Below are 18,167 nucleotides of genomic sequence, written 5' to 3'. Positions count from 1 at the left end.
AGCCCGCCCCCGGCCGCATGCCGCACGACGACCCCGGCCCGACCGGCGATCAGGCGGTGACCGGGCACCACAACCCCGAACAGCCCGGGCAGCCGCTCGACGCCACCGCCCACGCGGGCGGCGCACCGGCGACGGCGGCCCGCCCGCCCGCCACACTCCCGTCCCCGTCGGCGAGGGCACACACCACGACATGCGCCGTTTGAGACCGGCACCGCCGTACCGGCACCGCACAGGGACGGCCGAGGACCCGTGGGGCCCTGCCACCGCAACGGCCCGTCGCCCGCCGGCCGTTCGCGCACGTGGCCGATTCGAGTTGTTCTCCAGGTGCGTCGGCGAGGCTCGAAGGCAGCCGATGCGCTCCCACCCACGGCGGCCGAGGAGGTGCGACACACCATGCGGGACGGCTCGCCGGTCACCCTCTACTGCTTCGCGCACGCCGGCGCGGGCGTGTCCGGTTTCGCGCACTGGCACGCCGCCACCGGCCCCGGCGTGGCCACCGTGCCCGTGCCGCTGCCCGGACGGGGCGCCCGGCGCCGCGAACCCCGGGCGACCTCGCGCGAGGCGCTGCTCGACGCGCTCCTGGGCCCGCTCGCCGACCAGGTCGCCGACGGCCGCCCCTACGTGCTGTACGGGCACAGCTTGGGCGGCATCGTCGCCTACACCCTCGCCCGCGCGCTCGTCGACCGGGGGCTGCCCGCCCCCGCCTGCATCGCTGTCGGCGCGAGCCCCCCACCGCACATCGCGCCGCTGCGCCACGGCGACGACCTGAGCGACGAAGGGCTGTTGCGCTTCGTGACCGGCCTCGGCGCGGCGCCCGGCGGCGCGCTCGCCGCCCCCGGCGGCCTCTGGTACCGCTCCGTGCTGCCCCTGCTGCGGGACGACCTCCGGCTCGCCGCCGCCCTGCGCGCCGCCGCGGGCGGCCCGCTCCCGGTTCCCGTCCTGGCCGTCGGCGGACACAGCGACCCGGTCGTCGGGCCGGCGGCGCTGGACGACTGGGCACGCTGGACCACCGGCCGGCTTCTGCGGCGCACCGTCCCCGGCGACCACTTCTTCGTCCGCGGCCCGCACGCACCCCGACTGATCGGGCGCGCCTGCCGCGTGGTGCGGCGCACTCGGCTCGTACCTGGGCTCATATCTGGAGGACAACTGTGAAGGACAACCGATGAGGCGGGTCGTCATCACCGGAATCGGGGTCGTCGCCCCGGGCGGCGTGGGCACCCGCGCGTTCTGGGACACGCTGACCGCGGGCCGCACCGCCACGCGCGGCATCACCCTGTTCGACGCGAGCACGTTCCGCTCGCGCATCGCCGCCGAGGCGGACTTCGACCCGGCCGCCCACGGATTCGGGCCCGCCGAGGCCGCCCGCCTCGACCGCGCCGCCCAGTTCGCCCTCGTCAGCGCCCGGGAGGCGGTCGAGGACAGCGGGCTGACCGGCGCCCTGGAGCCGGTGCGCACCGGCGTCACCCTGGGCAGCGCCGTCGGCTGCACCACCGGTCTCGACAACGAGTACGGCGTGGTCAGCGAGAACGGCAGCACCTGGGAGGTCGACCACACCCGCGCGGTCGCCCACCTCTTCGACTACTTCGTGCCCAGTTCCATGGCGGCCGAGGTGGCCCGCGCGGTCGGCGCCCAGGGCCCGGTCTCGCTGGTCTCCACCGGCTGCACCTCCGGCATCGACTCCGTCTGCCACGCCGTCGACCTGATCCGCGAGGGCAGCGCCGACGTGATGGTGAGCGGCGCGACCGAGGCGCCGATCTCCCCGATCACCGTGGCCTGTTTCGACGCCATCAAGGCGACCAGTCCGCGCAACGACGATCCGGAGACCGCCTCGCGCCCCTTCGACCGCTCCCGCAACGGCTTCGTCCTCGGCGAGGGTTCGGCCGTGCTGGTCCTGGAGGAGTTCGAGCACGCGCGCCGGCGCGGCGCCCACGTCTACGCCGAGATCGCCGGGTTCGCCGGGCGCAGCAACGCGTACCACATGACCGGCCTGAAGTCCGACGGCGCGGAGATGGCCGAGGCGATCCGCGCGGCGCTCGACGAGGCCCGCCTGGACGCCACCGCCGTCGACTACGTCAACGCCCACGGCTCCGGCACCAAGCAGAACGACCGGCACGAGACCGCCGCGTTCAAACGCAGCCTCGGCGAGCACGCCTACCGGGTGCCGGTCAGCTCCATCAAGTCCATGATCGGCCACTCGCTCGGCGCGATCGGCTCACTGGAGGTGGCCGCCAGCGCGCTGGCCATCGAGCACGACACCGTGCCGCCGACGGCCAACCTGCACGAGGCCGACCCGGCCTGCGACCTCGACTACACCCCGCTCACCGCGCGCGAGCAGCGCACCAACACCGTGCTCAGCGTCGGCAGCGGCTTCGGCGGCTTTCAGAGCGCCATCGTCCTGACCCGGCCGCGACTTCAGGAGGCGGCATGACCACAGCCACACTGGACCGTCCCGCCGCCCGGGCGGGCGCCCGGGCCGCCACCGGCTCCGTCGTCACCGGCATCGGCGTCGCCGCCCCCAACGGGCTGGGCACCGAGGCATGGTGGGCGGCGACCCTGCGCGGTGAGAGCGGCATCCGCCCGGTGACCCGCTTCGACGCCTCCCGCTACCCGGTGCGCATCGCCGGCGAGGTTTCCGGCTTCGTCGACGAGGAGCATCTGCCCAGCCGCCTGCTGCCGCAGACCGACCGGGTCACCCGGCTGTCGCTGGCAGTGGCCAAGGAGGCCCTCGACGACTGCGGCACCGACCCCGCCGCACTGCCCGAGTACGGCGGCGGCGTGGTCACCGCCTCCTCCGCGGGCGGCTTCGAGTTCGGCCAGCGCGAGCTGCAGGCCTTGTGGTCCAAGGGCGGTCAGCATGTCAGCGCCTACCAGTCCTTCGCCTGGTTCTACGCCGTGAACACCGGTCAGATCTCCATCCGGCACGGGCTGCGCGGCTCCAGTGGCGTCGTCGTCACCGAGCAGGCCGGCGGCCTGGACGCGATCGCCCACGCCCGGCGGCAGATCCGCAAGGGCGCCCGTCTGATGGTCACCGGCGGCGTCGACTCGGCACTGTGCCCGTGGGGCTGGGCCGCCCACCTCGCCGCCGACGAGCTCAGCCACGCCACCGACCCCTCCCGCGCCTACCTGCCCTTCGACGCCGCGGCCGGCGGCCACGTGGTCGGCGAGGGCGGCGCCCTGTTCGTCCTGGAGAGCGACGTCGCCGCCCGCGAGCGCGACGCCCGCGTGTACGGCGCGTTCACCGGGTACGCGGCCACCTTCGACGGCCCCGGCACCCCGCGCCTGGGCGACGCCGCACGGCTGGCCCTCGCCGACGCCGGGCTGCGCCCCGAGGAGATCGACGTGGTGTTCGCCGACGCCGCCGGCGCACGCGCCGCGGACCGCGCCGAGGCGGAGGCGCTCGCCGCGCTGTTCGGCCCCCGGGGCGTCCCGGTCACCGCGCCGAAGTCGATGACCGGACGGCTGCTGGCCGGCGGCGCCTGCCTGGACGTCGCCGCCGCCCTGCTCGCCCTGCGCGACCAGGTGGTTCCGCCGACCACCGGGACCGCCGAGCCCGCCGCCGACTGCCCCCTCGACCTCGTCACCGCGCCCCGTGAGACCCCCCTTGGCCACGCCCTGGTCCTGGCCCGCGGCCGGGGCGGCTTCAACTCGGCGGCCGTCCTCAGCGCGGTCTGACCGGGCCGGGCCGCCGGGACGACATCCCCCGCGTCCCGGCGGCCCCCGAGGGGGGAAGTCGGCGGTACTTGGCGTAGTGGTAGCCGCGGTCGGCGAACAGCCGGCCCGGCCGGTGACGTTGGCCGGCTGCGGAGCCCGCGGATGCGGGGTATCGCGTCCGACGTCGGGCCGGGACGAGAAACCCGTCATCCAGTCCATCGCGTGGTCCGGCCCTGCCACGAACCCGTCCAGCGACATGGTGAAGTGCCAGAGCACCTTGTCCCGAGGAGGTTGCCCCTGCGTGTCCGCCGGCGACGGGATGAACGCGCGGCGGGTGCCGCGGGGGCCTGCGCACAGTCCATGGTTTCCTCTCGCCGGTCTCCTTCGTGCTCCTCGACCCGGCTCCACCCCGGAACTCATCGCCGGGCCACCGATAGACGGCCCGAGCCGTCGCGGACGTGCCGTCGCGGGCGCGCCGCCGCACCGCCAGCACGCGAAGAAGGGGGCCCGTCAGAAACGGGCCCCCTTGTTTTTCGCTGCCGGCCGGTCTCGCGCACCAGGGCACGCAAGACGCCTTGCGGCAACGGCCCGCCGCTGACCGGTCGGGGCGCTGCCGCAAGGACAGGCCGGCGGGCGGCCCTCTCCCTCGCAGGGGCCGCCCGCCGGTGTGGGTGACGGGGTCAGCTCAGGCCGTAGGCGGTGTAGGAGGCAGCCGACCAGTCGGGGGCGCCCGCCACCGGGGTCAGGGTGATGGTGAGGGCTTTTCGGCCGTGGGTGACGGCGGCCGGGATGAGGTAGGTGTCGTCCAGCCAGCGGCGTTCGGTGTTGCCGAGAGGTTGGTACCAGTCCGCGAGCCGGTGGCCGTTCACCGTGACCTGGACCTGCTGGTGTGCGGCCTGCTGGTCGGAGGTCCGGCGCAGTTCGACTCCCTTGTTGCCGGGGTCGGTGGCCAGGACGAAGCTGACGGGCGCGTGGGTGGCGCGGGTCGCCGCCGTCAGGTGGACGGGGTGTGTCTGGTCTCCCTCGAAGACGGAGTCGAGCGTGGTGACGGTACCGGGGTCGGTGGAGGCGTAGTGGTGTGCCTTCTCGTCGGCGCGGTCACCGATGCGCAGGGTGTCGGTGCGGTGTGCGCCCGGTTCGTCGGCGCCGTACCAGTAGGCGGTGGAGGAGTAGTCGGCCTGCTTGTCGTTGATGGGTCCGTGCTCGATGGAGTACGCGATGGAGCGGGTGAACGGGACGGCGTCGTGGATCTGCAGCCGGTAGGCGCCGGTGCAGTCGCGGTCGGCGGCGCATCCGGTCGAGGCGCCGAGGTGGGTGGGGTTGCCGTTGAACGGCTGGGTGTAGGTCTCCCGGTTGAAGTACCAGCCGCTCTGGTAGAAGTCCTCCGTTCCGGTGCCGTGCAGCTGCGGGGTGCGTGAGCCGTCGACGAGGACGCGCTCGTCGCCCTCGAGGTAGTTGCGGTTGGTCTCCCCGGTCATGGTGTGGCTGACGCCGACGAACTTGCCCCGGCCGGTGGCCTGCAGGAACGGCCAGCTCACGTCGGGGGTGGTGGGTGCGGCGTGGGACTGGGTGCGGAAGTACCCCTCGGCTCTGCCGGCCACCGCCCGTGCGTGGGCGGCGGAGGGCGCAGAGGTGACGGCGGCGGTGCCCGCGGTGACGGCGGTGGTGGAGCCGTTGTACAGCTGGACCTCGGCGCTGTGCGCGAACGGCATCGGCCACCAGGCCCTGAAGGTGCGCGTGGCGGGGTCGATGCCGAACATCAGGGAGCGGACGGGAGCCAGGGCGTGCCCGGAACCGAAGAACTCGCCCAGGGGTGAGTCGACGGTGCGGCGGCCGTCGAAGGAGATGCGAAGACGCAGGCCCTGCAGGAGCTTCTGCGTCGCGGTGAGCCGGGCACGCTGCTCGTCGTCGAGCGGATAGCCGAAGGTGCGTTCACCCTGCCAGGTGGGCGCGGTGATGCGGTACGCGTGGTCCTGCTCAGAGGCGGGCGTGCCGACGTCGACGGTGTCGGTGCGGTGGCTCTGCCCGCCTACGCTGCTGTCGGCCCAGTAGGTGAACTCGTTGTAGTCGAGGTCGGAGGAGACGAAGACGTTCTTGACGGTGATACGGGACTTGCCGGCGGTCAGGGAGGCGGGCAGCTGCACGCTCTGCTCGGCCCACAGTCCGCCGCCGACGGGCTCGTTGGGGCTCCACCGGCCGGCGAGCCGGCCGTCCACGTAGACGTCGGCGACCTGCCGGCCGATCCCCGGGTCCAGCCGCCGGGTCAGGGTGACGCCTTCGTTGGCGGGGTCCACGGCGAGGGTGAACTCGCTGGAGCCTCCGGCGCCGAACGCGCGGCCGTTGTCGGTCTCGGTGCGCGGTGTGACGTAGTCGGCCTGCGGCAGGCCGACCTGGAGGGCGGTCAGCAGCCCGGGGTCGGTCACCGTGGCGAGGGTCTGGGTGCGCCCGGGGGCGAGGTCGAGGGTGCGTGTGGTGGTGCGGGCACCGGGCAGCGCGGGCTTGGGGTCTTGTGTTCCGGCCGCTTTGAGACGGTCGACGACGTCCTGGGCGGGGTCGGCGGGATCGAAGGTGCTCACCCCGTCGGCGTCCGCGAACGTGCGGTAGGAGACGTGGTAGAACTGCGGGTTGTGCTCGGTGGTGATCCGCATGGACCGGCGGAACGTCATGGGCACCTCGATGAGCACGCCGCCCGAGGAGGCGTCGGCGTTGGCCACGAGCGGCGCCGTGAACGGCGCGCCCAGCTTTCCGTCGACGACGTCCTGCAGGGATGCGTGCAGCACCGTCTTGCCGTCGAGTTCGATGGTGATGGTGCCGGTCCGGGTGACGTCGCCGCCGTCGCGGGTGAACCAGATCGCCCCGATCTCGCCGGGCCCGCTGTGTTCGGCGATGACGCAGCCCTCGGCCACGGTGCGCAGACAGGAGTACCGTCCGTCGAAACCGTCGTGGTCGTTCCCGCCGGCGCGGTCGAAGCTGGAGAACTGCTGGGTTGTGACGCCGGTGGCAAGCTCTCCCAGGCGGTCCAGGTGGCGGTAGGTGTCCCAGCCGACGGGCCCCTTGCCGTCGGCTGCGGCGTCGGCGTGCCGGGCCGCGGGGACGTCCCCCGCGGTGGCCGTCGCCGTGCCCGAGGCGAGGGCTGCCGCGAGGGCGAGGGTGACCGTCGCCGCGTGCCGTGCCCATGGTTTGCGTTTCATGGCGTCCTTTCCAGAGCGCGCCCGGTGGGCGGATTCGGTGTGCGTTGTCCTCGTGCTGTCCGGCCCGCCGGAGCGGGACGGGGCAAAGACGCGGACGGCGGGAGACCAGGGCCCGGGGCGCACCCGGCGCGGGCGTGCCTGGCAACCCGGCGCGGAGCGCGCCGGGCCGTACACCCGGGGGCGGACGTGCCGGCCGCCGGCGTGCCCGGGGGCAGCGCAAGCCGGCCCCGGGCACGCCGCTGTCCGCTTTCGTGCCGGCAGCAGTGCTGGAAGTTGGTCAGGACGAGCGCCGGCCCAACCTCCGGGGTGCGGGCCGGGCCCGGCCGGCGCGGGTGCCGTCCGGCGCGGGCGCGCCGCCCGTGCAGGTGCCGATGCCGGGCGGCGGCTGGGCACGGGGTGTGCGGGAGACGGCGGAGGTCATGGCTGTCGTGTCCTGGGGGTCGGGCGTGGCCGCGCCGGGGTGGCGGGCCATGCGGAGCGTGCCAGGGGAGGGTGCGCCGGCCCGGGGCCTCAGCCGGTCTTGGAGCTCATGTCGAACTCCTCGTAGACCTTGGCGGCGTTCGCCTGGGTGATCTCCACGGTGCCCAGGGTCTGCTTCTTGGCCACCTTCTGATGCTGCGACAGCGCGTACGCGGCGTCGGCGGCCTCCTTGGCGCCGGTGGGGTAGACGAAGGTGGTCAGCAGGTGGCCCTGCTGCACGGCGCGGATGCCTCCGTCGGGGATCGCCAGGCCGTCGATGCCGATGAACTTCATGCTCGAGGCCTTGCCCGCGCCGGCCGCCGCGCCGTACGCGCCGATCGCCATGTCGTCGTTGTGGGCGTAGACCAGGTCGATCTTCGTGCCGCGGGCCAGCCACTGGTTCATGATCTGGATGGCGTTGGGCCGCGTCCACTTGGCCTCACGCGACTCGACGATCTTGATGCCGTGTCCGGTGATGGCGTCGCGGAAGCCCTTGTCGCGGTCGATCTGCGGCTGGGCGGAGAGCACACCGCGCAGTTCGGCGACGTCGCCCCCGTTCGGCAGTGCCTTCACCGCCGCCTCGCCGGCCTTCTTGCCGATCTGGTAGTTGTCGCCGCCGATGAAGGCGGTGTAGCAGTCGGTGTTGACGGAACGGTCCAGGATGATCACGGGGATGCCCGCCTTGCAGGCCTGCTCGACGGGCGGGGTGAGCGGGGCCGGCTCGTTGGGCGAGACGATCAGCAGGTCGACCTTCTGCTGGATGAAGCTCTGCACCTGACTGACCTGCGTGGCGTTGTCCTGCTTGGCGTCGGTGATGGGCAGCAGCTTCAGGTTCTTGTGCTGCTTGACGTAGTACTGGAGCTGCTTGTTGAGCTGCTGGCGGTACGGCTCGGCGTTGTTGGACTGCGAGTAGCCGATGACGAACTGGCCGCCGCTGCCGCTCTTGTCCTTGCCTCCCGCGCTGCCGGCGGTGTCCGTCTTGGATGCGCAGCCGGTGGCGAGCGCCGCGACGCACAGGGCGGCGACGGCGGTGAGCGCTTTTCTGGTCATGGCCTTACTTCTCCTCGGTCAGGCGGTCGGTGCGGGAGTGGTGAGTGATGCGGCGGCGCAGCCCGCCCAGCAGGTCGGGGCGTTGCAGGACGACCGCGAAGACGACGATCGAACCCTTGATGACCAGCTGCCAGTTGTCGCTGACGGCGTTGAGGCCGAGGACGTTGTCGAGCAGGGTGAGGATCAGCGCGCCGACGAACGTGCCGGCGATGGTGCCCTTGCCGCCGGCCAGGCTCGCCCCGCCGATGACGGCGGCCGCGATGGCGTCCAGCTCGTAGCCGTTGCCGGCCAGCGGGTCGGCGGAGGCGCTGTAGGCGGCGTCGATGGGTCCGGCGAACCCGGCGAGCATCCCGGACAGGGTGAACACGGCGATGACGACGAAGGTGACGTTGATGCCGGACAGGCGGGCGGCGGTGGGATTGCCGCCGACGGCGTAGACGTGCCGCCCGAACCGGCTCCTGGACAGCACCAGATGGAAGACGACGCACACGATGAAGAAGGCGAGGACGGGGAAGTAGATGCCGTCCGGGCCGAGGATGCCGACCAGGACGTTGTGCCCCGGGGTGCCCAGGCTCTGGAACGCCTCGGAGTTCGGGGTGAGTTTGCCGTCGGACCCGGCGACGGTGGTGCCGACGGAGGCGTTGTCCGACATCTGCCGGTCCAGGCCGCGGGCGATGGACAGCATGGCGAGCGTCATCACGAAGGACTGGATGCGCAGCCAGGTAGTGCCCACACCGTTGACGGCTCCGAAGGCCGCGCCGATGAGCATGCACAGGGGGACGATCTGCCAGACCGGCATGTCGTGGTGGAAGAGCATCATCGCCGCGGCCATGGACGCAAAGCCCATGACGGAGCCGACGGACAGGTCGATCCCGGCGGTGATGATGACCAGGGTGACGCCGACGGCGAGGATGCCGCGCGAGGCGAAGTTGCCGATGGCGTTGGTGAGGTTGGTCTGGTCGAGGAAGATGTCGCCCTTGGTGGCGACGCCGACCACGAAGATGAGGACCAGGCCGATATAGCTCTGCATCGACCCGAAGAGCGGCAGGAGCCGTCGCAACCGCCCGGGTGCGGCGGCTCCCGTGGTGTCGGGGGCGGCCTTGAGAACGCTCGTCATGAGCCGGGCTCCTTGGGATGGAGTTCGTGGGAGGCCGTGCCGGGTGCGGCATCGGACACGGGACTGGGTGCGGCTACGGACCCCAAGGCGCCCGGTCCGGCGGTGCGCCCGGACGGGGCGGCGGCCACCGCACGCCGGGCCATCGCCGCCGTGAGGATCGCCTCCTGGTCGGCGACCGGGCCGCGCGCCGCATCCCGGTGGAACTCGCCGGTGAGACGGCCCTCGCAGAGCACGAGGATCCGGTCGCACATCCCGATGAGTTCCGGCAGTTCCGACGAAACCGCGAGGATGGCGGTGCCCTGGGACGCGAGACGGTCCATCAGGGCGTGGATCTGGGCCTTGGCGCCGATGTCGATACCGCGGGTCGGCTCGTCCACCAGCAGCACACTGGGCCGCGTCAGCAGACACTTCGCGAGCACGACCTTCTGCTGGTTGCCGCCGGACAGCAGCCCGACGGAGGTTTCCAGGCCGGGCGTGCGGACCGCGAGCGCGGTCACCTGCTCGCGTACGGCCTCTGTCTCGCGCCGCCGCCGCACCGTACGCCACGGCGTCGCGAACCGGCCGAGCGCGGCGAGCGAGCTGTTGAAGCGGACCGTGTTGCCGAGCACCAGGCTCTGCGCCTTGCGGTCCTCCGCGACGAGCGCGAGACCGCTGCGGATGGCGTGCCCGGGGCTGCGCGGCCGGTAACGGCGCCCGTCGACCGTGAACTCGCCCCGTGCGGCAGCCCCGTACTGCCCGAAGATGGCCTGCAGGACCTCGCTGCGGCCCGCCCCCATGAGGCCGGCGATACCGACGATCTCCCCGGGGGCCACGGTCAGGTCGACGCCGTGCACGGCCGGGCTCCCGTCCGGCGGCGTGACGGTCAGGCCGCGCACCGCCAGCCGCGGCGGCGCGCTCGTGGCCTGCTCCGCCCGGCGCGGGTAGAGCTCGTCCAGCGGACGTCCGACCATGAGCCGTACGAGTTCGGCCCGGTCGGTGTGCGCCATGGCACGGCGGCCCGTGCATGTGCCGTCGCGCAGCACGGTCACCGTGTCGGCGATCTCCTCGAGTTCCTCCAGACGGTGCGAGATGTAGACGATGCCCACCCCGCGGGCGGTCAGGCTGCGGATGACGGCGTGCAGGCGACGCACCTCCGCGTCCGCGAGCGCCGACGTCGGCTCGTCCATCACCAGCAGCCGTACGTCGAGACTGAGGGCCTTGGCGACCTCGATGAGCTGCTGCTCGGCGATCCGGCAGTTCTTGACGGCACGCCGCGGGGGCAGGTCGAGGCCCAGTCCCGCGAGCAGGTCGGCGGTGCGGGACTCCATCTCCTTGCGGCGTACGGTGCCCCGCACCGTGGTGGGCTCCCGGCCCAGGAACACGTTCTCCGCGACGGAGAGTTCCGGCACCAGGTTGAGCTCCTGGTGGATCATGGCGATGCCGTGCCGTGCCGCGTCCCGGGGCGAGTGGATGGCGACCGGCTCGCCCAGGCACTCGATGGTCCCCTCGTAGTCGGAGTGCACGCCGGCGAGGATGTTCATCAGCGTCGACTTTCCGGCGCCGTTCTCGCCGAGCAGCGCCACGACCTCTCCGGCGTGCACCGTCAGATCGACCCCCGAGAGCGCTCTGACACCGGGGAAGGACTTGCCGATCGCCCGCATGGCGAGCAGGGGCGGCGCCTGGGCGGTCCCGTCAGCCACGCGGGTCACCCCTGTCCCTGACCGAAGACGCTTCGGCGGCCGAAGCAGCCGAAGCGGCCGGGGAAGAAGTCACCGGCGCGCACCTCGACGACGTGCCCCTCCTCGCCCACCCCGTGCGGGCGTCCGCCGGCACCGTCCGTCCGCAGGGCGAGGCTCGCCCGTCCGACCATGGTCACAGACACTCCTGAGCGATATATGCGAAACCGATTTCACTGATTTTTGGGAAAGAACTGCGAGCGTGCTACGAGACATGGCGAGCCAGGAGAGGCATGGATCGGCCGAATCCGCCCCCTGCTTTGAAATCCATTTCACGCGGAAACGTAGGGTCGCTGCCAGGGACGTGTCAAGACTCTGGGAGGCGGCTTCCCGACCCCCTGCAGACAGGGCCCGGGCCGGGAAGTTGACCGGCGATCAGCGATGCCCGACCGTGCGGGCACACCGGCACACAACTGCCTGCCGTACGGCGGTAGATGAGGCCGCGCTGCGGCGGGACGGCACAGGGCATCTTCCGGCCCGAAGCGCTCTGCTCTCAGCCAAGACAGTGGTGCCTCCCATGGCATGGGCGGCACGATCGTCACATGCAGCCGATCTTCGTGCTCGTGCACAGCCCGTCCGTGGGCCCCTCGACCTGGCAGCCCGTGGCCGAACACCTGACGTCGGCGGGACACCGGGTGCGGGTGCCGTCCCTGCTGCACATAGGCGCCGGCGCTCCGCCCTACTGGCCCCGCATCGTGGACGCCGTCCGCGACGATCTGCGGCAGGTCCCGGCCGGCAGCCCCCTCACGCTGGTGGCCCACAGCAACGCGGGCCTGTTCCTCCCGGTGATCCGCGCGGGCCTCGACCATCCGGTGACCGGCTCGGTCTTCGTCGACGCCGCACTGCCGTCCCGGACCGGACCGACCCCCGTCGTCACACCCGAGTTGCTGGAGTTCCTCCGCCTCATGGCCGCGAACGGAAGGCTGCCGCGCTGGACCGATTGGTGGGACGAGGAGGACGTCGCCCCCATGTTCTGCGATCCGGTGGTGCGGCACACCGTCATCGAGGAGCAGCCCCGCCTGCCGCTGTCCTACTACGAGCAGCACATCCCGGTCCCCGACGGCTGGGACGACCACCCCTGTTCCTACGTGCTGTTCGGCCCTCCGTACGACGACCCGGCCGCCGAAGCACGCGCACGCGGCTGGCGTGTGGCACACCTGCCCGGCGCACACCTCCACCAGATCATCGACCCCGCCGGCACGGCCCGGCACCTCGTCGAGCTCGCCGGCACGGCTTGACCACTCGGGGGTGGTGCCGCTCAGTGTCCCGGTCGCGGGGCCGGCGTCGATGTCCCGGAGCGGACGGCGGCGGCGGGCGGGGTGGCGTTCGTGTGCTTGGTGCCCGAGGTGAGCGCGGCCACCGCCGGCGTGGGATCGTCGGCGTACAAGCGCAGCACCCGCGCCTGGGCCTCCTTGCCCAGCGGGCGTACGAAGCGCACCGGTTCGCTCAGTTCCACCGTCACCGTGGTCTGCCCGCCCACCGACACATCCAGCGAGCCGTCGTCGTGCAGCTTCCCCAGGCCGCCGCCGCTGGTGACGCGGCGCTCCACCCGGGCGTGGACGATGAGCCGCGCCGGGATGCGGATGTCCAGCAGCACGCTGTAGCGCAGGCGCAGCGAGCCGTCCGCCGCCACCACGTGCGGGCGTACGACGCAGGAGATGTGCAGGGCGACGACGAAGTAGCAGCCCCAGATGTCGATCACGAGGAAGACGGTGTGCACGAGGGGCCAGGGGATGACCAGTGCCAGCGCCACCGTCTCCACGACCGAGACGAAGAGAAAACCGTAGATCATGGCGGACTGGTTCGCCGCGTACCTCACCGCGAGGTCTTCGGGACCCGTGCCGTGCGGCGGGCGGCGGGTGAGCCAGCGGCAGCAGCTGGTGAAGAGCCGGACCTCGTGGAGGGTGAGGCGGCGCAGGGCGGCCGGGACCGTGTCCCGTACCGCCTCGAGCGCCGCCGCCCGCTGGGCCATGCCCTCACGCCGGTGGCGGCGGTAGTCCGCGATCAGCCATCCCGCCAGCGCCGCGGCGGGAGCGAGCAGGGAGGCCTCGACCGCGCGCATCACCGGCACAGGTATGACTGCCCCGGACGCCAGGCACAGCACGAGCACGAGCCTGCAAAGGAGCAGGACGAGCAGAGCCCGACGGACGGTCCTGCGCAGCGTGTTCACCGGGTTCCTCCGAGGATGCCCCGGTCTTCAGGCCGGGGAGGAATCGGGCTCCTGCGGAGCAGGGCAGGGGTAGCCGGGTCGCCGTCGGGGTGATCCGGTGTCCACCCCGCACGGCGGTGATGTCGCCCGCGGTGATCGAGAATTCTCAACTGTCAGTCCTCTCGGGTAGGTTCGGATGCATGACGACAGGAGCGACTACGAAGGGCACCGGGTATGCCCGGTACACCTTCCGTGTGCGCCTGTCGAAGACGGCCAGGCGCCGGCTCGAAGCCGAGTGGGATCGCTGCCGCTGGATCTGGAACGAATGCGTGGCCAAGTCCAAGCAGGTCCACGTGCAGGGCACAGCGGGTGGCGAGAAGCTGACGTGTGGTCCGGCTCGGCTCGACAAGATGCTGACCGAGGCCCGCAGGGTGACGCCCTGGCTCGCTGAGGGCGCGAGCGTGCCTCAGCAGCAGGTGATACGGGACTTCGCCACGTGTCGCGCGAAGGCCTTGAAGGACATCAAGGACCGGCTTCCGGTGCACCGCCGGGCCGGGATGCCCAGGTGGAAGAGGAAGCGGGAGGCGCGGCCGAGCCTGAACTACACCCGGCGCGGTTTCCGGCTTGATGCCGGACGGCTGCACCTGGCAGCCGGGATCGTCCTGAGGGTGGTGTGGTCGCGTCAGCTGCCCGCGGACCCGTCCAGTGTGCGCGTGTACCAGGACAGCCTCGGCCACTGGCATGCGTCCTTCGTCGTCCCGGCTCAGGTCGAGCCGCTTTCTGGGACCGGCCGCGTCCTGGGCGTGGACTGGGGTGTGAGGGAGACCGCCACCACCACGGACGATGCCTACGACCTTGCGCATGGCGAGCACGGTAAGCGGGCCGCGCACAGGCTTGCGAAGTACCAGCGGATGATGGCTCGGCGGCGGCGTCCGAAGGGGCAGCCCGTATCCGCCGGCTATCGGCTGGCGCGAGCCCAGGCAGCGAAGCTGCACAAGAAGGTGGCCCGGCAGCGGGAGGACACCGCCCGCAAGTGGGCCAAGCGTGTGATGCGCGGCCACGACGGGGTTGCGGTGGAGGACTTTAGGCCGAAATTCCTCGCGAAGACCACCATGGCCCGCAAGGCGGCCGATGCCGCCGTCGCCGCGACGAAGCGTGCCCTGGTCGAGATGGGCCGCACACGCGCGAGACGTCCCCTCTCGTGCACCCGGCGCACACCACGATGGACTGTGCGCAGTGCGGAGCGAGAACCAAGCACGCACTACCTCTTTCGATGAGGACGTATACCTGCACCGTGTGGGGAGCCGTGTCCAACAGGGACAAGAACTCCGCCCGCGTGAGGCCGGTCCGGGCAGGTCGGAACCCGGACGGTGCCCAGGGCGTAGGACCGCCGGGGCCGCCGGCCCGGGCGGCAGGGCTGAGCCGTACATCCCCGCTCAGCCCTGGAGGGCGGAGAATCCCCTCCCTTCCAGGGAAGGGGAGCCTTCGACGCGGAGCCCTACCGGCGCTCGGAATGGTGGAGTTTGCGGGCGGCTTCATGGCGGGTGTGGACGCCGAGTTTGGCCAGTACCGAGCCGACGTGATGCCCCGCGGTCTTGGGGGCGATGTAGAGACGGGCGGCGATCTCGGCATTCGACAGGCCCTCGTCCAGCAGCTTCAACACATCCAGCTCCCGGTTGGTCAGCCCGTACGGATTGGCCCGGGTGGCCGCCCGCGGGCCACGCCGCACCAGGCGGACACCGCGGGTGCGCATCACGGCGCGGGTGCGCGCCACGGCAGGCCGGGCGCCGAGGGCCTCGAAGGCGGCCAGGGCCTGGTGCAGCGCGGGTGCGTCACCGGCCAGACGGGCCAGCGCGGCCTCGTACGGGCAGCCGAGCGCGTCCCATCGTGCCGCGGCGCCGGCCCAGTCACCGGCCAGCTCCAGCGCGTAGGGTTCGGCCGCCGGCACCTGCGGGGGCACTCCTCCGGCGCGTCGGATCCAGCAGGCCAGGGGCCCGGACAGCCAGGGATGGGTGCGCCCTGCCAGCGCGACCAGACCCTTGCGCGCCTCCGCCCGCACCCGCTCGTGGTCACCGGCCAGCCAGGCCGCCTCGACGCGCGCCTCCCACCCCAGGCCCGTGCCCAGCAGACAGTCGGCGTCGACCAGGCCCGCCGCCTGCTCCAGCAGCGGCCGCACCTGGGCCTTGCCCTGGCGGGCCCGCACCAGAGCCAGAACGGTCAAGGCCAGCGCCTGGACGACCGGCGGCGAGCTGGGATGGCACAGAACCTTCTGCGCGCAGTCGGCGGCCTGGCCCCACAGGCCCCGGTTCAGCAGCCCCCAACTGCCCCAGGCCCTCGTGCACAGCAGGTAGAACAGCAGATCGCGATCGAGACAGTAGGCCTCCGCCCGGCTCACCGCCGCCGCGCTCCGGTCGCCATCACGCTGCAGCGCGGCGAACCAGCACATGATGAGCGCCAGGAAGCCGGCGTCCACCGGCAGATCCTGCGCCATCGCGCCGGACACCGCCTGCTCGCAGTCCTCCCAGCCGCCCCCTTCGCACAGCATCCGCGCCGCCGCGGCATGAAAACGCGCCTGGACGACCACCCCCGCATCACCGAAGCGCTCGCCCAGAGCGATCGCCTTCTCGGCATAGGCGGACGTCACCGCCACCGCCTCGTGCTCGTAGCAGGACAGCTGACACAGGTTCAGGTACGCCCGGCCCAGCTCCCGGCCCGGCCGCAGCCCTTCGAGCACCCGCACCGCGTCCAGACCGGTCTGTCTGGCCTCGGCGGTCCGCCCGGCCGGCCACAGCCAGCACGACAGCCAGCGCAGGTCCTCCCCCTCGCACAGCCGGTCGCCCACCGCGCGGCGCAGCTCCACCGCCATGCGGCGAGAAGCGATCCCCTCCTCCAGCCGGCTGGCCAGAAGACAGGCCTGCGAATGCCCCTCCAGCAGACAGGTGTGCTGGTCGGGCGGCAGGCGGTCGGCGTAGCGCAGAGCACGCACGTACTGGGCGGCTGCTTCCCGGTGCGCGCCCAGCGCGGCGGCATGGACGGCCGCTTCGGGCGCGTACTCCAGCACCGCGGCCGGATCCCTGGCGGCCTCGGCGTGATCGGCCAGCAGCGCCAGATCATCCGCGGCGACCGGGCCGGACCGCATCGCCGTCAGCACCTGCCGGTGCACCCGCAGGCGGTAGGCGGCGGGGACCGCCTCCAGCACCGTCTGCCGTACCAGCTCATGGCGGAACTCGCTCACCTGCCCGTTGGTACGCAGGATTCCGCAGGCCACTGCCTCCTGGAGCGCCTCCTCCGGATCCGGCAGGACGGCGGCCAGCAGCGGCGGCGAGACCCGGTGCCCCAGGACGGCCAGCACGTCGACGACCATGCGCGCCGCGGCCGACAGGCCGGCCAGGCGGCCGGCGACGGCCTCACGCACCGTGGCCGGGATGGTCTCGGCGGGGGCGGCCAGGATCTCGGTGGCGATGAAGGGGTTGCCGGCGGAGACGTGATAGAGCTGTTCGGCGTCCACGGCGTGCCCCGTGGCCAATTGGGCCACGGCCCGGCGGCTCAAGGGGGCCAGGTCGTGGCGGTGCACCCACGGATAGCCGGCCAGGGTGCCCAGGAGAGGCGTCAAGGGATGGTTGCGGCCGATCTCGTCGTCGCGGTAGGTGGCCACCACCAGCGCCGGAACACTCGGCAGGCGCCGGGCCAGGTACAGCAGCAGGTCCATCGTGGCCTCATCGGCCCAGTGGACGTCCTCCACGACCAGCAGACTGGGGTAGCCGCTCAGATCGGCGAGCAGGCAGTCGAAGACCTCATCAGAACGGCAGGTGCCGGCCAGCGCCCCGGTCAGGGCAGTGCGCACCGCCCGGCCCAGGCGCGGGGCCAGGTCCATCAGAGGGCCCATGGGGCGGGGTGTGGCCAGCGGGTCACACGCGCCGACCAGGACCCGGACACGGGGATCGGCCAACTGGGCCAGGCGCCGGACAACGGAGGTCTTGCCGACGCCGGCCTCGCCGCGCACAAGAGCCATCCGTCCAAGGCCACCCACAGCCACCTGCAGGTGACCGGTGAGGTCCCGGAGCACGGCCTCTCGCTCTAGCAGGTCCATCACCAGCCAGTTTCCCTCCGTGGCCGGAGCCGCGCAAAAGATCCAGACCGATCAAGACGGGCCGGCCGGTGGGTCGGTGTCACGGGAAGCCGGGATGGAACTTGGGGTGTGCCGCGGCACAACGTGGGGCGGGGCGGGGCAAAACTTGGGGCGCTCACCCGATGTGCCCCCGGCTGCGGCAGGGCACGCTGGCCAGAGAGTTCCACAAGCCGGATCTCCCGGTTCGCGGCTCAAAGCCGCCCGTAAGAGCATCTCGCCCCCGATCCCCCGACAAGGACTCCGGCAGCGGAGCCAGCCGAAAAACGAGGACGAACCAGGTTGTCATCGTCTGTCGGGTCACGGGATTCCGGAGGGGAGAAGCGGTCGGAGTGCCCGGACTGATCAAGCCCTCAGGTCGAACGGGCGGACTCATTCGAAACCGTCGGGAACCGACCCAGCGGCGCGTTTCACGGAGAACTTCCTCCGTAATCGAAATGGGCTGCGAACCGACAAGGATTCACACTCACCGAAAGGAATCACCGTGATCAACAAATTCATGAAGCGCACGGCAATACTGACCGCATCGGCTGCCCTGGCCGCAGGAGGTGCCCTGGCGCCCACCAACGCCATCGCCGCCCCCACGCACACCGACGTCCACGTGACGGCGCCGAGCGACAACGGAAACCACGGCAAGCGCGGAAACAACAACAATAACAACAACAACAACCGCAGGGGCGGGAACAACAACAATAACAACAACAACAAC

General features: G+C 72.1%; 13 protein-coding genes and 2 pseudogenes. 7 read left to right on the top strand and 8 right to left on the bottom strand.

All coding sequences use genetic code 11. The features are described from left to right. The 4 genes and pseudogenes from BZY54_RS52230 to BZY54_RS14865 all read left to right on the top strand — a co-directional run. A pseudogene (locus BZY54_RS52230) lies at positions 1-203 on the top strand (hypothetical protein); the annotation flags it as partial. A 178-nt stretch (positions 204-381) separates the two neighbouring features. Beyond that, the gene (locus BZY54_RS14875; RefSeq protein ID WP_244217172.1) at positions 382-1,152 is read left to right on the top strand and encodes a thioesterase II family protein; all 771 of its coding nucleotides are present in this window, start codon (positions 382-384) and stop codon (positions 1,150-1,152) included. A 10-nt stretch (positions 1,153-1,162) separates the two neighbouring features. Further along, positions 1,163-2,428, top strand: a complete 1,266-nt coding sequence (locus BZY54_RS14870; protein ID WP_086725662.1) for a beta-ketoacyl-[acyl-carrier-protein] synthase family protein — start codon at positions 1,163-1,165, stop codon at positions 2,426-2,428. Then, positions 2,425-3,672 carry a ketosynthase chain-length factor gene (locus BZY54_RS14865; RefSeq protein WP_086725661.1) on the top strand — a complete coding sequence of 416 codons (1,248 nt, stop codon included), beginning with the start codon at positions 2,425-2,427 and terminating at the stop codon, positions 3,670-3,672. Before BZY54_RS14870 ends, BZY54_RS14865 begins: the two co-directional genes overlap by 4 nt. Positions 3,673-4,331: 659 nt before the next feature. Here BZY54_RS14865 and BZY54_RS14860 read toward each other — a convergent pair. From BZY54_RS14860 to BZY54_RS50870, 6 genes are all read right to left on the bottom strand, one after another. Beyond that, positions 4,332-6,842, bottom strand: coding sequence for a glycoside hydrolase family 172 protein (locus BZY54_RS14860; protein ID WP_086725660.1), 2,511 nt, complete (start codon positions 6,840-6,842; stop codon positions 4,332-4,334). Between the two features lie 277 nt (positions 6,843-7,119). Beyond that, the gene (locus BZY54_RS50270; protein ID WP_143668055.1) at positions 7,120-7,314 is read right to left on the bottom strand and encodes a hypothetical protein; all 195 of its coding nucleotides are present in this window, start codon (positions 7,312-7,314) and stop codon (positions 7,120-7,122) included. 38 nt (positions 7,315-7,352) lie between these two features. After that, entirely contained in the window at positions 7,353-8,351 is a 999-nt protein-coding gene (locus BZY54_RS14855) for a substrate-binding domain-containing protein (RefSeq protein WP_086725659.1), read from the bottom strand. A 4-nt stretch (positions 8,352-8,355) separates the two neighbouring features. After that, a complete protein-coding gene (locus BZY54_RS14850; protein ID WP_086725658.1) occupies positions 8,356-9,468 on the bottom strand; it encodes an ABC transporter permease in 1,113 nt (370 codons plus the stop codon). Then, positions 9,465-11,147: a sugar ABC transporter ATP-binding protein gene (locus BZY54_RS14845; protein ID WP_244217171.1), complete on the bottom strand. Its 1,683-nt coding sequence runs from the start codon at positions 11,145-11,147 to the stop codon at positions 9,465-9,467. The genes BZY54_RS14850 and BZY54_RS14845 overlap by 4 nt, the downstream gene beginning before the upstream one ends. 5 nt (positions 11,148-11,152) lie before the next feature. Then, on the bottom strand, positions 11,153-11,323 hold the full coding sequence (locus BZY54_RS50870; RefSeq protein ID WP_158103868.1) for a hypothetical protein: 171 nt from the start codon (positions 11,321-11,323) through the stop codon (positions 11,153-11,155). Between the two features lie 402 nt (positions 11,324-11,725). Here BZY54_RS50870 and BZY54_RS14840 point away from each other — a divergent pair, with 402 nt between their 5' ends. Then, positions 11,726-12,421, top strand: a complete 696-nt coding sequence (locus BZY54_RS14840; protein WP_086725657.1) for an alpha/beta hydrolase — start codon at positions 11,726-11,728, stop codon at positions 12,419-12,421. Between the two features lie 20 nt (positions 12,422-12,441). Here the strand turns inward: BZY54_RS14840 and BZY54_RS14835 are convergent, their stop codons facing one another. After that, a complete protein-coding gene (locus tag BZY54_RS14835) occupies positions 12,442-13,353 on the bottom strand; it encodes a hypothetical protein (RefSeq protein WP_086725656.1) in 912 nt (303 codons plus the stop codon). A gap of 179 nt (positions 13,354-13,532) precedes the next feature. On the opposite strand from BZY54_RS14835, the pseudogene BZY54_RS14830 reads away from it, so the two are divergent. Continuing rightward, positions 13,533-14,743: pseudogene (locus BZY54_RS14830) on the top strand (RNA-guided endonuclease InsQ/TnpB family protein); the annotation flags it as partial. Between the two features lie 87 nt (positions 14,744-14,830). On the opposite strand, the gene BZY54_RS14825 reads toward BZY54_RS14830, so the two are convergent. Then, positions 14,831-17,422 (bottom strand): ATP-binding protein, encoded by a 2,592-nt coding sequence (locus tag BZY54_RS14825; protein ID WP_086725655.1) that lies wholly within the window; start codon positions 17,420-17,422, stop codon positions 14,831-14,833. Positions 17,423-17,942: 520 nt separating this feature from the next. On the opposite strand from BZY54_RS14825, the gene BZY54_RS14820 reads away from it, so the two are divergent. Beyond that, on the top strand, positions 17,943-18,167 hold a 225-nt coding region (locus tag BZY54_RS14820), incomplete at its 3' end, for a hypothetical protein (protein WP_208640656.1).

Source organism: Streptomyces carpinensis (genome assembly GCF_002154505.1).
Classification (GTDB): Bacteria; Actinomycetota; Actinomycetes; order Streptomycetales; family Streptomycetaceae; genus Streptomyces; species Streptomyces carpinensis.
Note: the sequence above shows the minus strand (reverse complement) of the source record. Positions and strands in the feature narration are given on the sequence as shown.